Origin of the sequence: Tardiphaga sp. (assembly GCF_044336785.1) — a bacterium.
Lineage (GTDB): Bacteria > Pseudomonadota > Alphaproteobacteria > Rhizobiales > Xanthobacteraceae > Tardiphaga.
This window is the reverse complement of record NZ_JBIIOT010000015.1, coordinates 36,691-58,164: the sequence shown is the minus strand read 5'-3', so window position 1 is coordinate 58,164 and position 21,474 is coordinate 36,691. Positions and strand designations below refer to the sequence as shown.

At 62.0% G+C, this 21,474-nt stretch carries 16 protein-coding genes; 10 read left to right on the top strand and 6 right to left on the bottom strand.

Annotated features, from left to right (window positions below; genetic code table 11):
- Positions 1-77: 77 nt before the first annotated feature.
- Complete coding sequence (locus ACIQ2A_RS07125; RefSeq protein WP_398477279.1) at positions 78-551, top strand: MarR family winged helix-turn-helix transcriptional regulator; 474 nt, start codon at positions 78-80, stop codon at positions 549-551.
- A 3-nt stretch (positions 552-554) separates the two neighbouring features.
- Here the strand turns inward: ACIQ2A_RS07125 and ACIQ2A_RS07120 are convergent, their stop codons facing one another.
- A complete protein-coding gene (locus tag ACIQ2A_RS07120) occupies positions 555-1,364 on the bottom strand; it encodes an N-acyl homoserine lactonase family protein (protein WP_398477277.1) in 810 nt (269 codons plus the stop codon).
- Between the two features lie 250 nt (positions 1,365-1,614).
- Here ACIQ2A_RS07120 and ACIQ2A_RS07115 point away from each other — a divergent pair, with 250 nt between their 5' ends.
- The 5 genes from ACIQ2A_RS07115 to ACIQ2A_RS07095 all read left to right on the top strand — a co-directional run bounded on the left by ACIQ2A_RS07115 (position 1,615) and on the right by ACIQ2A_RS07095 (position 9,022).
- Positions 1,615-3,117, top strand: coding sequence for a caspase family protein (locus ACIQ2A_RS07115; RefSeq protein ID WP_398477275.1), 1,503 nt, complete (start codon positions 1,615-1,617; stop codon positions 3,115-3,117).
- 179 nt (positions 3,118-3,296) lie between these two features.
- Entirely contained in the window at positions 3,297-3,956 is a 660-nt protein-coding gene (locus tag ACIQ2A_RS07110; protein WP_398477273.1) for an OmpA family protein, read from the top strand.
- Positions 3,957-4,121: 165 nt separating this feature from the next.
- Entirely contained in the window at positions 4,122-5,015 is an 894-nt protein-coding gene (locus tag ACIQ2A_RS07105) for an efflux RND transporter periplasmic adaptor subunit (protein ID WP_398477271.1), read from the top strand.
- Positions 5,016-8,123 carry an efflux RND transporter permease subunit gene (locus tag ACIQ2A_RS07100; RefSeq protein ID WP_398477269.1) on the top strand — a complete coding sequence of 1,036 codons (3,108 nt, stop codon included), beginning with the start codon at positions 5,016-5,018 and terminating at the stop codon, positions 8,121-8,123. It begins immediately after the preceding gene.
- A 38-nt stretch (positions 8,124-8,161) separates the two neighbouring features.
- On the top strand, positions 8,162-9,022 hold the full coding sequence (locus ACIQ2A_RS07095; RefSeq protein ID WP_398477267.1) for an efflux RND transporter periplasmic adaptor subunit: 861 nt from the start codon (positions 8,162-8,164) through the stop codon (positions 9,020-9,022).
- Positions 9,023-9,066: 44 nt separating this feature from the next.
- Here the strand turns inward: ACIQ2A_RS07095 and ACIQ2A_RS07090 are convergent, their stop codons facing one another.
- A complete protein-coding gene (locus ACIQ2A_RS07090) occupies positions 9,067-9,933 on the bottom strand; it encodes a caspase domain-containing protein (protein WP_398477265.1) in 867 nt (288 codons plus the stop codon).
- A gap of 340 nt (positions 9,934-10,273) precedes the next feature.
- Between ACIQ2A_RS07090 and ACIQ2A_RS07085 the strand changes: the two genes are divergently transcribed.
- The 4 genes from ACIQ2A_RS07085 (at position 10,274) to ACIQ2A_RS07070 (ending at position 15,120) form a co-directional block, all read left to right on the top strand.
- Positions 10,274-12,001 carry a hypothetical protein gene (locus ACIQ2A_RS07085; RefSeq protein ID WP_398477263.1) on the top strand — a complete coding sequence of 576 codons (1,728 nt, stop codon included), beginning with the start codon at positions 10,274-10,276 and terminating at the stop codon, positions 11,999-12,001.
- Positions 12,002-12,118: 117 nt separating this feature from the next.
- Entirely contained in the window at positions 12,119-12,844 is a 726-nt protein-coding gene (locus tag ACIQ2A_RS07080; protein ID WP_398477261.1) for a thermonuclease family protein, read from the top strand.
- A 61-nt stretch (positions 12,845-12,905) separates the two neighbouring features.
- On the top strand, positions 12,906-13,766 hold the full coding sequence (locus tag ACIQ2A_RS07075; protein WP_398477259.1) for an LssY C-terminal domain-containing protein: 861 nt from the start codon (positions 12,906-12,908) through the stop codon (positions 13,764-13,766).
- A gap of 175 nt (positions 13,767-13,941) precedes the next feature.
- Positions 13,942-15,120, top strand: a complete 1,179-nt coding sequence (locus ACIQ2A_RS07070) for a pyridoxal-phosphate-dependent aminotransferase family protein (RefSeq protein ID WP_398477257.1) — start codon at positions 13,942-13,944, stop codon at positions 15,118-15,120.
- Here ACIQ2A_RS07070 and ACIQ2A_RS07065 read toward each other — a convergent pair.
- The 4 genes from ACIQ2A_RS07065 to ACIQ2A_RS07050 form a co-directional block, all read right to left on the bottom strand.
- Positions 15,117-16,376 carry an MFS transporter gene (locus tag ACIQ2A_RS07065; protein WP_398477324.1) on the bottom strand — a complete coding sequence of 420 codons (1,260 nt, stop codon included), beginning with the start codon at positions 16,374-16,376 and terminating at the stop codon, positions 15,117-15,119. The genes ACIQ2A_RS07070 and ACIQ2A_RS07065 overlap by 4 nt on opposite strands.
- Before the next feature lie 87 nt (positions 16,377-16,463).
- Positions 16,464-17,105, bottom strand: coding sequence for a PRC-barrel domain-containing protein (locus tag ACIQ2A_RS07060; protein ID WP_398477321.1), 642 nt, complete (start codon positions 17,103-17,105; stop codon positions 16,464-16,466).
- Positions 17,106-17,164: 59 nt separating this feature from the next.
- Positions 17,165-19,366, bottom strand: a complete 2,202-nt coding sequence (locus ACIQ2A_RS07055; protein ID WP_398477255.1) for a glycogen debranching N-terminal domain-containing protein — start codon at positions 19,364-19,366, stop codon at positions 17,165-17,167.
- A 72-nt stretch (positions 19,367-19,438) separates the two neighbouring features.
- Positions 19,439-21,205 carry an ABC transporter ATP-binding protein gene (locus ACIQ2A_RS07050; RefSeq protein WP_398477253.1) on the bottom strand — a complete coding sequence of 589 codons (1,767 nt, stop codon included), beginning with the start codon at positions 21,203-21,205 and terminating at the stop codon, positions 19,439-19,441.
- Between the last annotated feature and the right edge of the window lie 269 nt (positions 21,206-21,474).

Genomic DNA, 21,474 nt, shown 5'->3' with positions numbered 1-21,474 from the left:
GCGCCCGCTAGGATAGTCTCACCTGCAACCATCTAAGCGCCGACCTGCGGGTGACGTCAACCGAAGAATTGCAACCCATGGCCGACTTCGACCTGTTCCGCTTCGTTCCGTTCCGGCTCAACCGACTGGCGGCCGAGGTCAGCAATGCGCTGTCGGAAGAATATCAAGCGCGCTACGGGCTCGACATTCCGGAATGGCGGGTGATGGCGACGCTCGGTTTTCGCGACGAGGCCTGTAGCGCCCAATTCATCGCGCAGTGTACGCGAACGCATAAATCGACCATCAGCCGCGCGGTGACGACGCTACTGACGCGTGAACTCATCGAGCGCGTCGAGAACAGCGATGACCGGAGAGCCTTTGAGCTGCGGCTCTCGCCCAAGGGGAAGGCGCTGTATGACGAGTTGATTCCGCGCCTGCTATCGAAGGAGCAAGACATTCTGTCATGCCTCACGGCACAGGAGCGCAGCAACTTTGCACGCGCACTGGACAAGATCGAGCAAAGCCTCGACCTCGTGCAAACGAGACATACGCAAAAGGCCGATGCTTACTGAGATCTAGCTCTCGGCGAAGGAGCGCGATGGAGGCTGATGCAGGGCGTAAGCATCGGCCGTGCCGTTTACGCGCGGATAAAGCTCTCGTACCAGCGGATCGTGGCCAGGAATAATGCGATCGGGATGGCCGGCGAGACGTTCGCAGGTCTGCCAGCCATCGACCATGTCTCCTATATTGTAGACGATCGGAAATGGACTACGGCGCTGCAGGTTGCCGTAATAATGCGAGGCATCGGAAGCCAACACGACCGGGCCGCGCTCGGTCTCCACACGCACGACCTGCAAGCCATCGGAGTGGCCGCCCACGCGATGTAGCGTAATGCCCGGCGCGACTTCACCATCGCCATTATGAAAGGTGACGCGCTCGCTATAGACGTGGCGGACCATCAGCGTGACGTCTTCAGCCGAGAAGGGATGCCGGAGCAGGCCGTTGCACATGCAGCGACCGGTGGCATAGGCCATCTCGCGATCCTGCAGATGGAAGCGCGCATTCGGAAATCGATCGAGATTGCCGGCATGGTCATAGTGCAGATGCGTGATCACGACGTCGCGGATCGTGTCCGCGGCCACGCCGAACTGCGCCAGCGCATCGACCGGATTGATCTCAAGTACACGATTGCGCTGTTTCGACGCAGCCTCGTTGAAGCCGGTATCGACGAGGATATCGCGAGAGCCGTCACGAATGAGCCAGACGAAGTAGTCGAGATCGGCAGCCGTGGTCTCATGAGGATCGGGCGACAGATAGTTCATGGCCGGCGTCCGCGGCGTCATCGTGGCATAGCGGATGGCATAGATTTCATAGGCTGGCTTCATAGGGCGTCGTCCCGCGTTTCTGTTGTTGCCGCCACCAAGCCAGTTCCATGCGCAAAAATCAAACCGTTCCAACCTTCGGAACGACCACCTTCATGACGCCGCCATGGCGCGATGAATGGTGATGCACCGCAAAGGAAATCAGTGCGTTGACAGCCATAAGGGGGATGGTTTGATAATCGATATTGCGTGGACTAAGGTCGCCGCGGCGCGGGGTTCGTTGCCGCGTCTTATGGGGTTGGACCGGCTCATTATGAAGATTCGAATTGCCCTGCTTGCCTTGCTGACGCTTTCCGCCGCCCCTGTCTGGCAGGCATCCGCCCAGGAGCGCGCCCCCCGGATCGCCCTGGTAATCGGCAATGCCAAATATCCCGACGCCGAAGCGCCGCTCAAGGAACCGATCAACGACGCGCGCGACATTGCGGCCGAGCTGAAGCGCGATGGTTTCGAGGTCGAAACCGGCGAAAATCTTGGCGGCGACGGCATGCGCCGCGCGCTGGAAAAGCTTTACGGCAAAGTGACGCCGGGCACGGTGGCGCTGGTGTTTTTCAGCGGTTACGGCATCCAGTCGTCGCGGCAGAGCTACATGATCCCCGTCGATGCCCAGATCTGGACCGAGGCGGACGTCCGCCGTGATGGTTTCAGCCTCGAGACCGTGCTCAACGAGCTCAATGGCCGCGGCGCCGGGGTGAAGATCGCGTTGCTGGATGCCTCGCGCCGCAACCCGTTCGAGCGCCGGTTCCGCAGCTTCTCCGCCGGCCTCGCCCCGGTGATTGCGCCCAGCAACACCCTAGTGATGTATTCTGCAGCCCTCAGCTCCGTGGTCAGCGACGCCGGCACCGACCGCAGCCTGTTTGCCACCGAACTACTCAAGGACATCAAGGTTCCCGATCTCACTGCCGAGCAGACCCTGAACCGCACCCGCGTGAGCGTTACCCGCGCCTCGCGCAGCGAGCAGGTGCCGTGGATTTCGTCGTCGCTGGCAGAGGATTTTGCCTTCATTGCAGGCGCCCGCCCGTCATCTCCGGCCGTCGCCGCAGCGCCTGCTGCCGCCCCCGCCCCGGCGCCGGCGGCAACACCGCGGCCCGAGCCAGTTGCACCAGCGCCAGCCAAGCAGGCTGCGGTCACGCCTGCTCCAGCCCCGCAGCCAGCCGCGCCAGCGCCTGCTCCCACGCCAGCACCTGCCCCCGCGGTCGCACCTGCCCCACCGCCGGCCGCCGACGCACCGCGCGATGAAACCAAGATCCTGCTGGCGCTGGCTGACGATCCCACGGTGAAATCACTCAACGTCAAGATTACCGAGAATGCCGAAGACGTCGGCGCGCTCTACCGGCGCGGCCAGGTCTATGCCAGCAAGGGCGCGTATTCCGCCGCGCTGAAGGATTTCGACACCACGATCAAGCTCAGCCCCAAGGATGTCGAAGCCTATAATAACCGCTGCTGGGTCCGCGCTGTGACCAGCGATCTCTCCGGCGCCCTCAAGGACTGCAACGAAGCCCTGCGGCTACGCCCGAATTTCGTCGATGCGCTGGATAGCCGCGGACTGGTCAATCTCAAGAACGGGCAAAGCCGGAACGCGATCATCGATTTCGATGCCGCCTTGAAGATCAATCCGCAGCTAACCTCCTCGCTCTATGGCCGCGGAATCGCCAAGCAGCGCCTCGGTCAGGCGGCCGAGGGTGACCTCGACATCAACAATGCCAAGGCGATGGACCCGGATATCGTGAAGGAATTTGCGACCTACGGCGTGCGCTGAGACATCGTCGCTGCCCCTTGGGGCGGTGACACACAATTTTGCCAAAATGGATTTGAACCCGTCCCGCGCAGACGGACACTATTGAACACAAGCCGGATGCCGATCCTTCCAGCCGGCCAGGAAACAAATTTGGATTGAGCACGCGCCTGTTGCGCGATCAGAAATAAAGGGGTGCTTCCATGTTGCGATCGTCCTCACGCTTCAGCGTCAACGCCATCCGCGCAGCCTTTATCGCAGGCGCAGCCATCACCTTTACCGCAAGCGCGGTGATCGCGGCCGAACAGGTCACGTCCGACCAGATCCTGCGTGCACTGGCACCGAATAAGCCATTGACCCGGGGCCTCTCGATGGCTCCTCCGGCAGAACCCGCCGTAAATGCCGCCGAAGGCAAGTTTGTGGATTCGCTTCGCAACCGCAGCACCCGGTCGTTGTCCATGGGCGAGCGCGAGCAGATCGCCACCATCGCGCAGACCAAGCCGGCGATCGATCTCGAAATCACCTTCGACTACAATTCCGCTAATATCAGCAAGCGCTCCGTGCAGTCGGTGCAGGCTCTCGGCAAGGCGCTGAGCAGCCCGGACCTGAAGGGCTCAACCTTCGTGGTCGCCGGCCATACGGACGCCGTCGGCGGCGACGAGTACAATCAGGATCTGTCGGAGCGCCGCGCGGACGCCATCAAGCGTTACCTCGCCGACAAATATGGCATCGCAGGCGCCGACCTCGTCACCGTCGGATATGGCAAGACCAAGCCCAAGAGTGGCCTCGCTCCCACCGATCCGAGCAATCGTCGCGTGCAGGTGGTGAATATGGCCAATAAGGCAACGGCCTCGTCACAGTAATGCGGTGAGGTTCACTCACCGCTGCGGATTGCCGCATGACAGCGTTCCGAGCCCCACGGAGCGCTGTTTGCTTTGGCGATCACACGCATCCCGTATAGGATCGAACCACCCTGCCGCCGCGCCGCGCATTGACCGGTGCCCCATGCCAAGTGGACTCATTCGCTAATGAAGGCCTACGCCCGCTTCGCCCCGGCTCTTGCCCTCCTGTCGCTGGCGACGGTCGCCGTCGCCGCTGATCCCGCGCCGAGCGGATCGCCGAATGGCGCGGTCGTCACGGTCGCCAAGGCGACCAATGCCTGCTTCTCCGATCAGGTACGTGTAACCGGATTTGTCGTGCCCAAACGCGAAGCACAGGTGGGCGTCGACACGGAAGGCTCGCGGGTTTCCGAAGTTCTGGTGAAGGAAGGTGACATGGTCACTGAAAACCAGGAACTCGCCCGCCTGATCCCGCCGCCATCTGCAAGCAACGCGCGGCCCAATGCGGTGCCACTCCGCGCGCCCGCTGCTGGGTTGGTCACGTCAGTGATGACCCAGGCAGGCGCACCTGCTTCGCCGCAGGCCGGGCCGATGTTCAAGATCGCCATCAACAACGAACTCGAGCTCGACGCCGAAGTGCCGAGCATTCACATCCTCAAGCTCAATCCTGGCGCCACCGCCCGCATCAGCCGCGACGGCCTTGCCGATGTGTTCGGCAAGGTGCGTGTGGTGTCGCCGCAGATCGATCGCACCACGCAGCTCGGTCACGTCCGGCTGTCACTGGCGCCCAATCCATCGATCAAGGTCGGCATCTTCGCACGGGCCAATATCGATGCGCGGCGGAGCTGTGGCGTCGCCATTCCGCGTTCGGCCATCGAGCACTTCACCGTGCAACTGGTGAAGGGCAATGTGATCGAAACACGGCGCGTCAAGGTTGGCCTCGTCTCCGACAACTCCACCGAAATCCTCGAAGGCGTCGAGGTCGGCGACATCGTCGTCGCCGATGCCGGCACGTCGCTGCATGACGGCGACAAGGTTCAGACCATCTTCATCGACGATCTCGATCGCTCGCGGGTGCGCTAAATGGCAATGAATATCTCTGCATGGTCGATCCGCCATCCGCTCCCCTCCGTCGTCTTCTCCATCATCCTGTTGCTGCTCGGCTGGGTGAGTTTTACCAAGCTCGCAATCACGCGGCTGCCGAGCGCAGACATTCCCGTGATCTCGGTGGCAGTGGCGCAGTTCGGCGCCGCACCGGCAGAACTCGAAGCGCAGGTCACCAAGACCATCGAAGACGGCGTCTCCGGCGTCGAAGGCGTCCGACATATTTCATCATCGATCACCGACGGCCTGTCGGTCACCACAGTCCAGTTCGCGCTGGAAACCAATACCGACCGCGCCCTCAATGACATCAAGGACGCTGTCACTCGCGTCCGCGCCAATCTCCCACAAAACGTCAACGAGCCCCTGATCCAGCGCGTGGATGTGATCGGCCTGCCGATCGTCACCTATGCTGCGATCTCTCCGGGCAAGACGCCGGAGCAATTGTCATGGTTCGTCGATGACGTCGTGAAGCGCGCACTGCAAGGCGTCCGCGGTGTGGCGCAGGTCGAGCGTATCGGCGGCGTCGAGCGCGAAATCCTCGTCTCACTGGATCCTGATCGGCTGCAGGCCGCAGGTCTCACTGCCGTAGATGTGTCTCGTCGTCTGCGCGGCACCAATGTCGATCTCGCAGGTGGCCGCGCCGAAATCGGCAAGAACGATCAGGCGATCCGGACATTGGCCGGCGCCAAGACGCTGAACGAACTCGCCGGCACCATGATCAGCCTGCCCTCCGGCGGCGAAGTGCGGCTGGAAGATCTCGGCACCGTCACCGATACCATCGCCGATCGCCGCACCTTCGCGCGTCTCAACGGCGAGCCTGTCGTGGCCCTCGGCATCAAACGCTCCAAGGGCGCCAGCGACGTGGTGGTCGCAGAGGCAGTGCAGAAGCGCATCAGCTCGCTGAAGGATTCCTATCCCGATGTCGACCTGAAGCTGATCGACACATCGGTCGAATTCACCAAGGGCAATTACGACGCGGCCATGAGTACCCTGTTCGAGGGGGCTGCACTGGCGGTCATTGTCGTCTTCCTGTTCCTGCGTGATCTCCGCGCCACTGTCATCGCCGCCGTCTCGTTGCCGCTCTCCATCTTCCCGGCCTTCTGGGTGATGGACATGCTCGGCTTCTCGCTCAACCTCGTCAGCTTCCTCGCCATCACGCTATCGACGGGCATTCTCGTCGATGACGCCATCGTCGAGATCGAGAACATCGTGCGGCACATGCGCATGGGTAAATCCCCCTATCGCGCAGCGCTCGAGGCCGCCGACGAGATCGGCCTCGCGGTGATCGCGATCAGCCTCACCATCATCGCGATCTTCGCGCCTGCCAGCTTTATGTCGGGCATCGCCGGTCAGTTCTTCAAGCAATTCGGTATCACCGTCTCGGTGCAGGTGTTCTTCTCGCTATTAGCTGCGCGCTTCGTCACGCCTGTGCTTGCGGCCTATTTCATGAAGGACCACAAGCACGACGATCCACCGCCCGGTCGCATTCTTCAGCTCTACCACAAGCTCGTGACCCTCTCGGTGAAGCGCTATTATTTCACGGTTCTGATCGGCATCGGCGTCTTCGCTCTCTCGATCCTCAGCATCCAGTTGCTGCCGCAGGGGTTCCTGCCCGCGCAGGACACCGCGCGCTCGCTGATGGCGATGGAATTGCCGCCGGGATCGCAGCTTGCTTTCACGGAAAAGACGACCGAGGAGATCGTGCAGCGGCTGCGCAAGCGGCCGGAGATCAAGAGCGTCTTCGTCGATGGTGGTCGCGTGCCGCCCGGCATTTCCGAGGTCCGCCGCGCGTCGCTGATCATCAACTATACGCCAAAGGGCGATCGTAAGATTTCGCAGCGCGAGCTCGAACTTGCCATTGGCGAAGAGCTTCAAGGCGTCCCCGATATTCGGTACTGGTTCCTGGACGAGAACGGCCTGCGCGCCATCTCGCTGGTCGTGACCGGGCCTGACATCAACATTGTCAGCAATGTCGCCAATGAACTCGCGACACAGATGAAGCGCATTCCGCTGATTGCCAATGTGATCTCGGAAACCTCGCTCGATCGCCCGGAACTGCGCGTGCAGCCGCGTGCCGATCTCGCCGCACGCCTCGGTGTCTCGACCGAAGGCCTGTCGGAAACGATCCGTGTCGCGACCATCGGCGATGTCGGCCCCGCACTGGCGAAGTTCGATGCCGGCGATCGGCTGGTGCCGATCCGCGTCCAGCTCGAAGACAGCGCGCGGTCCGACATCCAGGTACTCGAGCAGCTCCGCGTGCCCATCGGCGGCGGACGTGGCGGCGTCCCCCTTTCGGTTGTTGCCGATATCAAACTCGATCAGGGACCAACCAGCATCAATCGATACGATCGCGAACGGCAGGCCACTGTCGCGGCGGATCTTGTCGGCACCGCTGCCCTCGGCGATGCCTTGAAGAAGATTTACGAATTGCCGGTCATGAAGACGCTGCCGAAGAACGTCAGCGTCAAACAATCCGGCGATGCCGAAAGCTTGAACGAACTCGCTGACGGCTTTGCGACTGCCATCTCGGCCGGCCTGATGATGGTCTATGCGGTGCTGGTGCTGCTGTTCGGCACTTTCCTGCAGCCGATCACCATCCTGTTCTCGCTGCCGCTCTCCATCGGCGGCGCGATCCTGGCGCTGCTCATCACCGGCAAGCAACTGACCACGCCGGTGTGGATCGGCATCCTGATGCTGATGGGCATCGTCACCAAGAACGCCATCATGCTGGTGGAATTCGCGGTGGAGGCGATTCGCGAGGGCAAGCCGCGCGAGGTCGCCATTATCGAGGCCGGCATGAAACGCGCACGGCCGATCATCATGACCACCATTGCCATGGCGGCCGGCATGATGCCCTCTGCACTCGCATGGGGCGCCGGCGGCGAATTCCGTTCGCCGATGGCGCTGGCCATTATTGGCGGCCTCATCTTCTCGACCGGTTTGTCTCTCATTTTCGTGCCAGCGATGTTCATGATGATGGACGATGTCGGCAATCTGTCATGGCGTTTCGGCCGCAAACTGCTGGTGTCCAGCGGTGAAGAAGATCGCAGCCATCCGCAAAACGAGCACAAGCAGGCCGACCGATGATCGCGTCGCATCCTTTCTCCACGCAACGGGCGACCACCATGCTGAAGCACCTTCTGCTCGCAACCGCGCTCTGTTCTCTCGCGACACCAAGCCTTGCTGCCGACGAGGCCGACGCGGTCAAAGGCGCTGCCGTCACGGTACTAGCTGCATCCAAGCTGTGTTTCGCCGATACCGTGGATGTCGCAGGCTTGCTCCTGCCGCGCGAAGAGGTTTCGATTCGACCCGATCGTCCCGGCCTGAAGGTCGCTGAAGTGATGGTCGATGCCGGCGAGAACGTCACTGCAGGCCAGATCCTCGCGAAGCTGACGTCGCCGGATGGTAGTTCGATCCAGCTTCAGGCCACCGTCGCAGGCCTCGTCAGCGCTTCGACCGCGGTGGTGGGCACGATCGCCTCTGCCCGCGGCGAGGCTTTGTTCAGCATCATCTCGCGCAGCGAATTCGATTTCATCGGCCAGGTGCCGACCCGCGATTTACCGAAATTGAAAGTCGATCAGCCGACCAAGATCAAGGTGATCGGCATCGGCGAACTCGACGCCAAGGTGCGCCGCGTCGCGTCATCGGTGGAGCCGAACAGCCAGCTCGGTCAGGTCGTAGTCGCACTCAATTCGCCGCGCCGGCTGATGACCAACTCCTATGCGCGCGCCAGTATCAAGACTGGAGAGAGCTGCGGTGTCGCTCTGCCGCTCACGGCCATTCTCTACAGCTCAGGCGGCACGGTCGTGCAGGTCGTCCGTCGCCACCGGATTGAAACGCGCCGCGTTGAGGTCGGGCTTCTGTCCGGCGGCCGCGTCGAAATTCGTGAAGGTCTGAATGAAGGCGACATCGTTGTCGCCCGCGCGGGCGCCCTGCTTCGCGAAGGCGATCCAGTGCGACCGGTGACGGTTGGCGCGGGAAAATAAAGCGGTTCGCGGTCGCGGAGCGAGGGCGCTTGCCCTCACTGCTCTCAGCTGCCGGCGCGCACCGTCACAGCTGTGCCGAACTTCACTTCATCGACAAGCGACGATGACACGGCAGGTACCTGCGCGCCGTCGGAGGCACGGGTCACCGCGGTGCGGGTGTTAGTGAACACGGCTTCGGCGCTGACCGGCTTCGTCTTCAGGCTCTTCAGGAATTCGGTGGCGAGCAGGCTATTCTGGCCATCGGCATCGTCGGCGACCTTGCCAGGCGTTGCCGATGTGAGGATCAACGCCTTCTCCGGCACATCGATGGGCGCGAGGCCACGCGAATAGGCGCGGAAGCGGCGCTCATAAGGATTACGGCGGGATGCATCGAGCACCACCAGCTTGGCCTGAGCACCCTGTTCTTTCATGACATCGAGCACGGCTTCGACGCTCATGCCCTGGCTGCGCACATCGCGCTCACGCCAGATCGCGGCATCGACGGGGATCATGTAGCTCTGGCGGCCAACCTGCACGCCGTAGCCGCCGAAATAAAGCATCACTGTGCTGTCGGGCTTGATCTTGCCTTTCAGGCGCGCCACAGCGCGGGTCATGTCATCGCGGGTGGCGTCTTCGATCACATCGACGTCGAACCCATCCTGGCGCAGCGCATGGGTCACCGCGCGTGCATCATTGATCGGCTGCAGCAACGGCGAACCGGCGTCGGGATAGTGGCCGTTGCCAATCACCAGAGCAAAGCGCGAATTGCTTGGGATAGACTGTGTCGTTTCGAGACCGACGGCTGCGCGGGCCGAGTCCAGGACATGCTTGTTGAGCGCGGCATGGGCACCGAGCGCCAGCGACACCAGACCGGCAAAAGCAACGGTCATGGTGATCGAGCGTCGGGATACGCGAAACTGCCCTACGTTCATTACGTCGTTTCCTGCTCATCATTCACGCGCAACCATTGGTCGCGTGGACGTCTGACTAGGTTTGAAAGGATGCCGAACCAATGAGCATCAAATACGCTCAATTTGCGGCACCGCAGCGAACCCGGTGTTAACCCGTGGAGATCAACCGGGCAACGGGTAAAGGGCTCCGTTTAAGACAGGGTTACTGACGCAACGGAACCGTCCATGCGCCCCTGACAATTGAATTCCGGATCGATTCATGCTGGATTTCAATGGCTTGCAGGTGTCGGGAGAGTTTTTCGCGCATGCGCGGCGGCCGATTTCCTAAGACGTGCGCAGACGTCTCACCGAAAGATGCTCCATGACTGTGACCTCTCAGGCCCGCGCCGCCTTTGACGCGCTCATCGCCCGCAAGGACGGGCCGACGCTCTACGACCTCTGCGATCCCATCCTTCGGCGTCCGGGTACCGGCGACGGGCATATTACCAAATTCTACAATACCGCACTCGGGAACCCAGCCCTGCGGCCTTTGCTGCGGCGGGCCGGATTGTCCGAATTGCGCGATCCCGTCCGCTTCAAGGCCCTGCAGGACGCCCTGATTGCCGCGCGGGACGACGCAGAGCCGGACTGGGAGGCGATTGGTCGACCGGTAGCGGAGCTGCTGGACACTGTGGACCTTCAGCACCCGGCCCCGCCAAAGGTGCCTGTGGCCAATTCCGTCCCGTCGATCCGCGAGATCGACGAAGTGATCCAGAGCTGCGGCAAGCATCTGCTCGGTTCGTTCGACAGAAATGGCTTCATCCCGACCTATGCGGCCTTCAATCTGATCGGCGATCCCGACATGCATGGCCGCGAGTTCCTGATGGCGCTGACCGGGCTGAATGCCCGCGGCTACAAGAATTCGACGCTGCTCTTCACGCTGGCCCGCATTTTCATCGCCCGCTCGCCGGCGGGCCGGCTGATCAACCCGCCCTGGACCGGCATTGCCGAACCGATGTGGGAGCCGGTGCAGATCCGGCATCGCTCGGCCTATTACGATGCCTTTTTCATCGAGGCACTGCTCGCGTTCGGCGAAACCGGATTGCCGACCACGGAGCAAACCGCAACATCGCGCCGCGCCATCGATGCGATGATCGAATTCTGCCTCGTCACCTCGCGCGAGGAAGTGAAGGCGCATGACGGCAGCAGCGTCCATGTGATCACGGCGCTGGCGCCGCCGCCGCATCCGCGTTTCAGCCGCTTCTTCGCGCAGATCAAGCAGGATCTCGGCTTCGGCATCTATGTGCCGGACTGCGACACCACTGCCTATTCCTTCTCAGCAGCGACGCAGGCCGGATCGAGCGATCCCATCCTCGATCAACCGCTGCTCGATTTCTATGCCGGCTACCAGGTCAATGAAGGCGCCAACGAACCTCTGGTCACGGTGCCGATCAATGACAACATCAGTTATGACGGCGCCATCGCCACCTGGATCGACAACCTCGCCGGCCAGCGTCCTTACGGCAACGATCTCGACCCCACATTGAACCTCGACGTGCTGGAAGTCTCGTTCCGCAACTGCATGCGCTGGCAAGTGCTGGAAACGCCGAAGCGCCTCGAGACGGTGCATCGGATCATCGGCTTTCAACGGCGCCTCGTCGAATCCGGCGCCTTCGCCGACCCGAAGTCGCATATCTATTATCTGCCAGAACTCTATTGCGCCTATTTCGGCCGCTGCTACGCAGCATTTCGCGCCTTGCCCACCGACGCACAGCGTAAGCTCGATCCCGACAACACGTTCGACTTCATCAAGCCGCACATTCTCGCTTATGTGGCCGATGAGCTGATCGCGCGCGAGATGAATGCCTTCGATGCTGCGCTTGCGCTGATCACGCTCGGACATCTCGGCGGCGACATCGCGTTGTTCACGCCAGCGCTGCAATGCATCATGCGCAGCCACGGCGAAGGCGGTCGCAAGGGACCGTTCAAGGCTTATGAATGGAACAAGATGAAAACGCCGACTCGCATTCTGGTCGGCGGGCCTGAGGTCACGTCGGCCTTCGCTCTTATGGGCCTGGCGCTGGCGCGGCATGCGATGCAGGCGCGTTGATCGCGCCGCTCGCGCGGAGTTGAGACAATCTATCCATCGCGCACTGGCATCTGCGACGAAATGCCGGCACTGTTCTCCGATTGTCGTCACGATGTTGTAATCCAAGGCCTCATGCGCATGACCCGCCTGCTTTGTCTCGCCCTGCTCGTTCTCTGCCTGCCGACACTGGCTGATGCGGCCGACCACACCGGCGTGCCGAAAATCCGCGATGCCAATCAGGTGACCATCGGCAATACGCGCATCCGTCTTGCCGGCTCCGATGCGCCCGGCCTCGATCAGATGTGCCTCAACGCCAGCGGCGAGCGCTGGAACTGCGGCGTGGCCGCCAACGATGCCCTGGTCGCGCGCGCGGGAGACAAGAGCTGGACCTGCCAAAGCCAACGCACCGACCGCTTCGGCCGCATCGTCGCCAAATGCCAGGCCGACGGCGAGGATATCGCGCAATGGCTGGTGAAGAGCGGCTGGGCGCTCTCCTATGTGCGCTTCTCGCACATCTACGACCCCGAGGAGAAAGCAGCGCGCGAGGCGCAAGTGGGGTTGTGGACCGGTGCCTTCGTTGCCCCGTGGGAATGGCGCGTGCGCAACAAGAAGGCCGGCACCCTGGGTGCCATCAAGCCGAAGCCTGAGATGCTCCCGATCCTGTTTGCCTCGGCCTCCGGCGCCACGGCGCCCTCGCCGGCCTGCCGGATCAAGGGAAATGTCAATCGCGCCGGCGTTTGCATCTATCACACACCGGAAAGCCGCTGGTATGCCAAGATCAAGATGCGCGTCAGCAAGGGCACGCGCTGGTTTTGTTCTAAAGAAGAGGCCGAAGCCGCCGGTTGCCGCGAGACCCGCCGCTGATCTGGGCGGCTTGGCGATGACATCGCGGCGCTGACGTGGCAGGGTCCGCCCGCGATTCCCCATGGGCGAGATCTTGGACCAGCCGGACAGCCATCCGATAGCAGAGCAACAGCGCCGCAGCCGAACCTATCGTGCGCTGCGACTGACCCTGCTTGCCACCATTATCTATGGTGGCATTGCCTACCTGCTGTTGCCAGAGCTCTGGACCCACTATGAGCACCAGAAGTCGCTGGCCGGCATGCCGATGACGACCATGACCCCGCAGGGCATTCCCGGCGATCCCATCAATGTCGGGCTGATTGGCAACAAGAGGGACATCATCTGCGCCATGCACGCGGCGGGTTGGTATCCAGCCGACCCCGTCACGTTGAAATCGTCGATCGAGATCGTCGGCAGCGTGCTGCTCGATCGCCCCTACCACAACGCACCGGTGTCGCCGCTCGTTTATCTCGGCCGTCGTGAAGATCTCGCTTTCGAGAAGCCATCAGGCACCAGCCCCGATCAGCGCCATCACGTTCGACTGTGGATGGTGCTCGAAAAGGGGCAGGAAGATCGCCCGGTCTGGCTTGGCGACGCCACTTTCGATCGCAGTGTCGGCGTCAGCCGATACACCGGCGCCATCACGCATCATATCGCCGCCGATATCGATGCCGAGCGCGCGCTACTCGCCGACGATCTGGAAAAAGCTGGCATGGTCGAAGCCAAGTATCAAGTCACTGGTGTGGGCCCCACCATTGCCGGTCGCAATGGCGGCGGCGATCTCTACTACACCGACGGCGAGATCTGGATTCAACGCCTCGTTGTCGACTGCGCCAAACGCATGGAGCCGCCGGAGACGATCCCGAGCCCGGCCGCCACGGAGATCAAAGACCAGATTTTCCGCGCCGTGGCGAATGTGATCAGCCCGACCTCGACGCACTGACGATGCTCCGCTGTCGTCACCCGGCTCGACCGGGTGACCCAGTAAACACAGCGGCTTTGATGTGTACTGGATCGCCCGGTCAAGCCGGGCAAAGACATCACAAGCAGCTCGCGACCGGCTTTGATTTCCCGCGCCATCATGCGACGATGGCAAATAAATCCAACAAGGACAGAAAATGGTCGTTCGCGCAGGTCGTGAATTTCTCGCCATCCCCGGCCCCACAACGATGCCGGATGACGTGCTCCGCGCGATGCATCGCGCGCCGCTGGATATCTATTCCGACGCGATGGTGAAGCTGACTTACGGTCTGCTGGACGACCTTCGCACCGTGTTCGCGACCAAGGGCAAGACCTATATCTACATCGCCAATGGCCACGGCACCTGGGAAGCGACGCTCACCAACATCCTGTCGCGCGGCGACAAGATTCTGGTGCTGGAGAGCGGCCGCTTTGCCGTGGGCTGGGGCAATGCCGCGCGCCTGATGGGCGTCGAGGTGCAGAGCCTAAAGGGCGACTGGAATCGCGCCATTCGCCCCGCCGAAGTGGAAGCCGCGCTGCGGCAGGATACCGAGCACAAGATCAAGGCCGTGCTTGCCGTGCAGATCGATACTGCATCCGGCGCCTATAACGACATCGAAGCGATCAGCAAGGCGATCAAGGCCGCCGGCCATCCTGCGCTGTTCATGGTCGATGCCGTCGCCTCATTGGGCTGCATGCCGTTCGAGATGGACGCCTGGGGCATCGATGTGGCGATGTCCGCGTCGCAGAAGGGGCTGATGACGCCACCCGGCCTCGGCTTTGTCGCCGCGAGCGATCGTGCGCGCGAGGTGCACAAGTCGGCCAATCTGCGCACGCCCTATTTCGACTGGACCGAGCGCGACGGCAACGAGCACTATCAAAAGCATTCCGGTACGGCGCCGGTGCATCTGATGTTCGCACAGCGCCAGGCGCTGGACATGATCTTCGACGAGAAGCTGGAGAATGTGTTTCTGCGTCACCGCCTGCTCGCGGAGGCCGTGCGACGCGCTGTGGCTGTATGGTCTGAAGGCGGTGTGCTCAGCTTCAATATCACCGAGGCGAGGGAGCGAGCCGACACGGTCACGACGATCAAGATGGCAAACCCGGCGCCGTTGCTCGCTTATTGCCGCGAGAAATGCGGTGTCATTCTGGGTGTCGGCATCGGCGATCTGCACGGCAAGGCGTTCCGCATTGCCCATATGGGCCATGTGAACGCCCCCATGATCCTGGGCACGCTCAGCGTCGTTGAAATGGGCCTGCAGGCGCTCGGCATTCCGCATGGCAAGGGCGGCGTGACCGCTGCGATCAACTATCTCGGTGAGAGCGTGAAGCCTTAGGCCTTCTCCGCCTCGCCGTGATCGCGCTTGGTCTCCGGCATCACCAGCAGGATGAGCAGGAAGCCGAGCGCGGCAACGCAGGACAAGCCGACAAAGGCGATGGGGGCACCGAACTTGTCCGCGACGAAGCCAGCGGTGACGGTGCTAAGTGATGCACCAATGCCCGTCGCTGTACCGACGATGCCCTGCGCGAGACTGAACCGGCCGCGCCCGAAGGTGATATCCGAGACGATCAACGGGATCATCACGGCGAATACCGCCGCGGTGACGCCGTCGAAGATTTGCACGGCCACGAGCGCAAATGGATCGGTCACCACCGAGAAAAGCAAGCCGCGGATCGTGAGCGCTGTGAACGCGGCCAGCAACAGCGGCCGACGCCCCCATTGCTGAGCCTTGCGGCCGACCGTCGGCGACGTCGCAGCGACAAAAGCCTGCGGCACCACGATGCAGAAGGCAATAAGTGCCGGTGCCCAGTCGGCTGAACGCGTGGTGACGACGCCGGCCATCAAGGGCAGCATCGCCGCATTGGCGAGCTGCAGCAACAGCACAGCGCAGGCGAAGATCAGCAGCGGCTTCTGACGTACGAGATCGCGGAAGCGGAATGGCGGACTACTCTCGGCCTGCTCCGCAGCATGACCATGGGCCCGCGCGGGATCGATCTCCTGATGCCGAATCCGCGACAACGCATAAAGCACCGGGATCGCCAGCAGGAAGGTGACGATGAACACCGAGCGACTCGATAGCAGATAGCCGCACGTGCCCATGACGGCCGCCGCTACGCCATTGCCGAGCGACGCGAAGCGCGCATTGCGGCCAAGCCGCTCGCCGATGTTCATCGGCCCGACCAGGCCAAGACTCATGGCCGCGATGGCGGGGCCAAGCACGCAGCTGGCCATCGCATGCACCGTGGCCGCGGTCACCACCACCGGGAAAATGGGCGCTGCCGCGTAAGCCAGCGCACAGCAGGCAATCGCCGCAACCGCTGCCCCGACGACCAGGCGTGTCGAACGAACCGCATCGACAATGGCCCCGCCGGGCATCTGCCCGAGCAAAGCGACTACCCCGCCGATCGAGAGCACGAATCCGATCTCGACCTGTGTCCATTTTTGCGTAGTCAGATAGACGGCAATGAAAGGACCAAAGCCTGTTTGCACATCGGCGAGGAAGAAGATGAACCAGTCGAGACCGCGCAGGCTCTGCTTCGACGGTTCTGGCGCTCCGTGGTCGGGCTTTTTGTCTTCAGGCTCAGGCGCGATTCCGGGCGCGCACGCGACCTCAGGCACCGCCGTCTGGTCGTCGGAACCAGTGCGATCTGGAATACGCGTGGGCGCCTGAACGGCCAATTATCGCTCCTGCATGGTGATGGGTGGAAATTTCAGCGGCGTCAGCGTGCCGGACGCGCCGAGCACGACCATTGGCGCATCGTCCTTGTATTCCGGCGCTGCGCGGACCTGCTCGCGCGTCAGATCGAGCGTGATGCTGGCGGTCTTGTCGGCCACGTTCCAGAAATGCAGCGCGGCCCAATCGACCACGATCTTGCGCGAGCCGACGCCGAGAAAACCGCCGAAATCGATGATGGCGCCACGCACCTGCCCGGCGCGATCGACGATCACATCCGCAATGCGGCCCATATTCTCGCTGGCGGGGCTGCGCACATCGCGGCCAAGAATACCTTTGGCATCAAATGTATCGATGACCGTCACCGATGGCGGCTTGGCGGCAGGCGGCATGGCTGCAGGCGCGACATCGGGTTTTGGCGGAGTAGCGGGTTTCACCGGCTCGATGGTTGCCGGGGGTACAGCAGCTTGCGCGGGCGGTGGCTGACTATCAGGCGCGGGTGAAGCTGGCGGTGATGGCGCGGCCTCTGATTTGCTGGTTGGCGTTGGTTCAGGCTGCGTGGCTTGTGCGGGCACGGGCGGAGGCACAGGCGCATCAGCCGCGAATGCGGACGCGCTTGCAATTGATACGGCAAGCAGTCCGACCATAAAGCGGATTGCGGACATGGATTGTTCCTCACTCAAACTTGTTGCTGACGCGAAACGCATCAATGCGTCAGCACGATCGAAACCCTGATCTGGCCGCGGCTGCGAAGCACCTCCAGAGACACATCGTCATTGTGCTTGCGCAGGCATAGATCGACGCTGGAGTCGCCGAGCCTGACATCACGCAGGATGACATGCTGCAGGAACGACGGCAGCCGCGGATCGCGGAAACGGATCTCGTTGCGGGCAATATCGAATTCGATGCCGAGCGCCGCCTCAAGCAATGTGAACGGCGTGGCGCTGGCCCAGGCTTGTGGCGCGCAGGCCACCGGATAAAGCGTGGGGCCCCGTCGCTTCTCCCGCTGGAAGCCACAAAACAGCTCCGGCAGGCGACGCAGGTCCATATAGGTCGCCGTGTCGAACAATCCCTTGAACACGGCTTCGACCGAATGTTTGAGGCCATAGCGCGACAGGCCGAGCGCGATGAGCGCATTGTCATGCGGCCAGATCGAGCCGTCGTGATAGGACATGGGATTGTAGCGGGCTTCGCCGCGCGCGATGGTGCGGATTCCCCATCCGGTGAAGAAATGCGGCCGCATCATATCGGCCGCGACCATGCGCGCACGTTCCTCGCGCACAATGCCGGTAAACAGCAACTGGCCAGCATTGGACGAGCGGACGACACAAGGCAGCTTGGCGCCATCCAAAGCCAGCGCATAAGTGCCGATCTCCTCGCACCAGAATGATTCCTCGAACCGATCAGCGAGCTGCTGGGCCTCTGCCTCGAGCTGTTCGGCGCGCCCGGCCATCTCCAGCCGCAGCGCCATCCGGGCGGCGAGGTGCTTGGCGGCATAGACATAGCCCTGCACTTCCGCGAGCGCGATATTGCCTTCCGCCAATTTGCCATCGGCATGGAAGATCGCATCATACGAATCTTTCCAACCCTGGTTCTGCAGGCCTTGCTCGGTGGCGCGCTGATATTCGACGAAACCATCACCATCAGGATCGCCGGGGCCGTCGATCCATTTCAACGCTGCTTCGATGGCCGGCCATAGCTCACGCAGCGTTTCATCATCGCCGGTGCGCTCGACATAAAGGCCCGCCAGCAAGACGAAGAGCGGGGTCGAATCCACGCTTCCATAATATTGCGCAAACGGCACCTCGCGCAGTGCCGCCATTTCGCCACCGCGCATTTCATGCAGGATCTTGCCGGGCTCGGCATCGTTGAGCGGATCGACTTCCTTGGCCTGGAAGGCCGCCAGTCGGGACAATACGCCCTTCGCCACGCGCGGATCGATCCACAGCATCTGCAAAGCCGTGATCAGACCATCGCGTCCGAATGTGGTCGAATACCAGGGAATGCCTGCATAAGGATAACGCCCCTGCGGCGTGTTGGTCATGAGGATGTTGAGATCACCCATGGCCTGACACAACACTTCATTGAAGATGTCGTTCGAGGTCTCGATGGTGGTCGCGCCCTTGCTGAAATTGCGCATCTCGCGGCGGTGCGCCAGCAATCCGCGCAGAAACGGCACAGGCTTGTGATCGACGCCGACATTGCAGCTCGCTGCAACGAAAAGCGACGTCACCTCCTGAGGCCCCAAATCGAAATGATAGGTCGCCTTGTTGGCGGACAACTGCGTCGGGCGCGGGTCGAAATACATCATGGTGCGCAGCGGCTTGCCATCGAGTCCGGTATATTCCAGCGCCACATGGCTGGGATCAACGAGACGGCTGGTAGCGACGCCGCGATGCTTGCGCTTCTCGCCGCGTACCTCGAACAGATCGGCAAAATCGTTATCGAACGACAAAGTCAGATCGAAGCTCGCCCGCCCATTGCCGTGATTTTGCAAGCCGATGCGCTGATAGGCGGCCCCACGCCACAAAAAGACAGTGCGCACGACATGCAGCATGTCCTTCTGCAGGACGATCCGCCCGTTGCGATAGATGTCGGGGTTGGTCAGATCGATGGTCAGTGACGAGTTATCGTCGCGCAGATTGGAGCCGAGAAGAAGCGGCTGCACGTCATCCAGCGCCAGTTCGAGGCGCGCGAGATAGCGCGTATCCTTGTTGAACAATCCATCCGGCCCGCCGGCGGATGCACCGATGTCGCCATGGCTGTCGAGCACCGCGAATGTATCATCATGCTTGAGCGCGCGGCGCGGCCGCGAAGCCGGACCTGTCATCGGAATGTAGAACGGCGACTCGCTGACTTTCTGATCGGCGAGGGCGTCTCGTTTTGCAGCAATAGCTTCGACGGGCATGGGTGACCTCTGCCAGTTGAATGGAGATGGCAATACGCATGCGGGAACGCATCGTGCAGATTAGCTGAGTCGTCAGGCCGCGTGAGCCGCCAACCGACTCATCTCCTGCGTCACGAGTTCGCGATAGGGGCCCTGCCCCTGCATCAGGAGATCGGGCTTGCCATCCTCGATGATCTTGCCGCTTCGCAGCACGACGACGCGATCGAAATTCCGCAGTGTCGCAAGACGATGGGCGATGGCAATGACCGTACGCCCCCGCATCAGGCGCGCCAGCGCCTCGCGGATGGCTTCTTCGGACTCGCTGTCCAGCGCAGCGGTGGCTTCGTCGAGCAGCAGGATCGGTGCATCCTTCAGGAACGCGCGGGCAATCGCAATGCGCTGACGCTGCCCGCCCGACAGTTTGACGCCGCGATCGCCGACCATGGTATCCAGACCTTCCGGCAACTGCTCGATGAAATCGCAGCGCGCATCGACTGCGGCTCGCAGCACATCCTCATCGCTGGCATTCGGGCGCCCGTAACGGATGTTCTCCATGATGGAGCGATGGAACAGCGAGATATCCTGCGGCACCACCGAGATGGCGTGACGCAGGCTTTGCTGCGTGACGCGCGAAATGTCCTGGCCGTCGATACTGATGCTGCCTTCCTGCGTGTCGTAGAAACGCTGCAGCAACACGAACAGGCTCGACTTGCCGCCGCCGGATTGCCCGACCAGACCGACGCGCTGACCGGCATTGAGGCGCAGCGTGAACTTATCGAACACCTTCTGCCCGCCCGGATATTGGAACGAGATATTATCGAAGGCGATGGCCGCGCCAGATTTCACCAGCGGCTCGGCTTCGGGGTGATCGCGCAGCTCATGCGGCACCAGCAGTGTCGCCAGCGCCTCCGACAGACGCGCGATATGCTGCGTAACATCCACCAGCGCCACCGCGAGATCGCGTGTCGCATGAAGGATCGAGAGACCCAGCGTACAGATCAGCACCACGTCGCCTGTGGACGCACCGCCACGTTGCCACAGCATGATGGCCCAGCCGAGCAACCCGATGGTGAGCACCACCGTAATCGCTGCGTGAGTTAGTCGAAGACGTTCGAGATAGCGCAGGCTGCGTCCGCGTGCATGCAGTTCGCGATCGACAGTATCGTCGAAGCGATCATGCTCGAAGCTCAGGCCGCAAAATGCGCGGACCAGCGGCAAGTTATTGATGACATCGACCATCTCGCCATCGACAGCAGCGGCCTTGTCGGCGAAATCATTGTGCAGGCCCTTGCCCGCCGCTGCCATCTTGAACATCAGCGCCACGACAGCGCCAGCGACGACGGTGAGGCCTGCGGCCATCGGCAGGCTGACGGTGCCGATCAGGAGGATGGCCGCGAAAGTCGCGACGATCGGCGGCAACACATTCCAGATGAACATGTTTTCGACGGTGAAAACGGCATTCGACGTCGCCGTGATCCGGCTGGTGAGCATGCCGGGCAGGCGATCCGTAAAATAACTTGGTGCGTGACCGGTCAGATGGCGAAAAATGTCGCGACGCAGATCACCGGTCACGCTGACGAAGGTGTAGCTCGCAATCCAGCTGGCGACACGCCACAGGAACATGTCCGCCGTAATCAGCGCGATCAATCCACCGAAGGCCCACCAGATCACGTTGGTCGCATTACTCGGACCTGCAGACAGCCCGTCGACCAGATGCTTGATGCCGTATTGCGTGCCGACAGAGCAGGCAACTGCGCCAAGCACGGCAAGCAGAATGACGGAATGCGAGACAGAGCGCCGCTTGATGTATCGCATCACAAACGCAAACGGGTGCTGTGCGTATCCGGAAAGACTGTCCATTGAGAACTAAACCCCTTGAGGAGGAACTGGAAGCTTTACGGACAGCGTCCCCGCCCGTGGACGAAACTCATGTGGCCGCGAATTACTCACGCTCTCGCCTTTTCTGCGCAACATTCGATCAGCATCAGTAGTTCCCTGAACCTGAAAGAGCGTGATGGCGGCAGCAAGACGACAGTGTGGAGGAAAGTCGCAGATGGGTAAGGAACTTCGCAGATGCGAGAACGTTCCCCTGCCTGGCAATGCCGGTGCCTCAATGCTCACATGTCGTG

Bases quoted from the DNA above. Each gene is read 5' to 3' on its own strand.
- ACIQ2A_RS07100 (WP_398477269.1), top strand. From the start codon at position 5,016: ATGGCAATGAATATCTCTGCATGGTCGATCCGCCATCCGCTCCCCTCC.
- ACIQ2A_RS07060 (WP_398477321.1), bottom strand. From the start codon at position 17,105: ATGGTCGGACTGCTTGCCGTATCAATTGCAAGCGCGTCCGCATTCGCG.
- ACIQ2A_RS07085 (WP_398477263.1), top strand. From the start codon at position 10,274: ATGACTGTGACCTCTCAGGCCCGCGCCGCCTTTGACGCGCTCATCGCC.
- ACIQ2A_RS07115 (WP_398477275.1), top strand. From the start codon at position 1,615: ATGAAGATTCGAATTGCCCTGCTTGCCTTGCTGACGCTTTCCGCCGCC.
- ACIQ2A_RS07080 (WP_398477261.1), top strand. From the start codon at position 12,119: ATGACCCGCCTGCTTTGTCTCGCCCTGCTCGTTCTCTGCCTGCCGACA.
- ACIQ2A_RS07070 (WP_398477257.1), top strand. From the start codon at position 13,942: ATGGTCGTTCGCGCAGGTCGTGAATTTCTCGCCATCCCCGGCCCCACA.
- ACIQ2A_RS07110 (WP_398477273.1), top strand. From the start codon at position 3,297: ATGTTGCGATCGTCCTCACGCTTCAGCGTCAACGCCATCCGCGCAGCC.
- ACIQ2A_RS07125 (WP_398477279.1), top strand. From the start codon at position 78: ATGGCCGACTTCGACCTGTTCCGCTTCGTTCCGTTCCGGCTCAACCGA.
- ACIQ2A_RS07105 (WP_398477271.1), top strand. From the start codon at position 4,122: ATGAAGGCCTACGCCCGCTTCGCCCCGGCTCTTGCCCTCCTGTCGCTG.
- ACIQ2A_RS07050 (WP_398477253.1), bottom strand. From the start codon at position 21,205: ATGGACAGTCTTTCCGGATACGCACAGCACCCGTTTGCGTTTGTGATG.
- ACIQ2A_RS07095 (WP_398477267.1), top strand. From the start codon at position 8,162: ATGCTGAAGCACCTTCTGCTCGCAACCGCGCTCTGTTCTCTCGCGACA.
- ACIQ2A_RS07120 (WP_398477277.1), bottom strand. From the start codon at position 1,364: ATGAAGCCAGCCTATGAAATCTATGCCATCCGCTATGCCACGATGACG.
- ACIQ2A_RS07075 (WP_398477259.1), top strand. From the start codon at position 12,906: ATGGGCGAGATCTTGGACCAGCCGGACAGCCATCCGATAGCAGAGCAA.
- ACIQ2A_RS07090 (WP_398477265.1), bottom strand. From the start codon at position 9,933: ATGAACGTAGGGCAGTTTCGCGTATCCCGACGCTCGATCACCATGACC.
- ACIQ2A_RS07055 (WP_398477255.1), bottom strand. From the start codon at position 19,366: ATGCCCGTCGAAGCTATTGCTGCAAAACGAGACGCCCTCGCCGATCAG.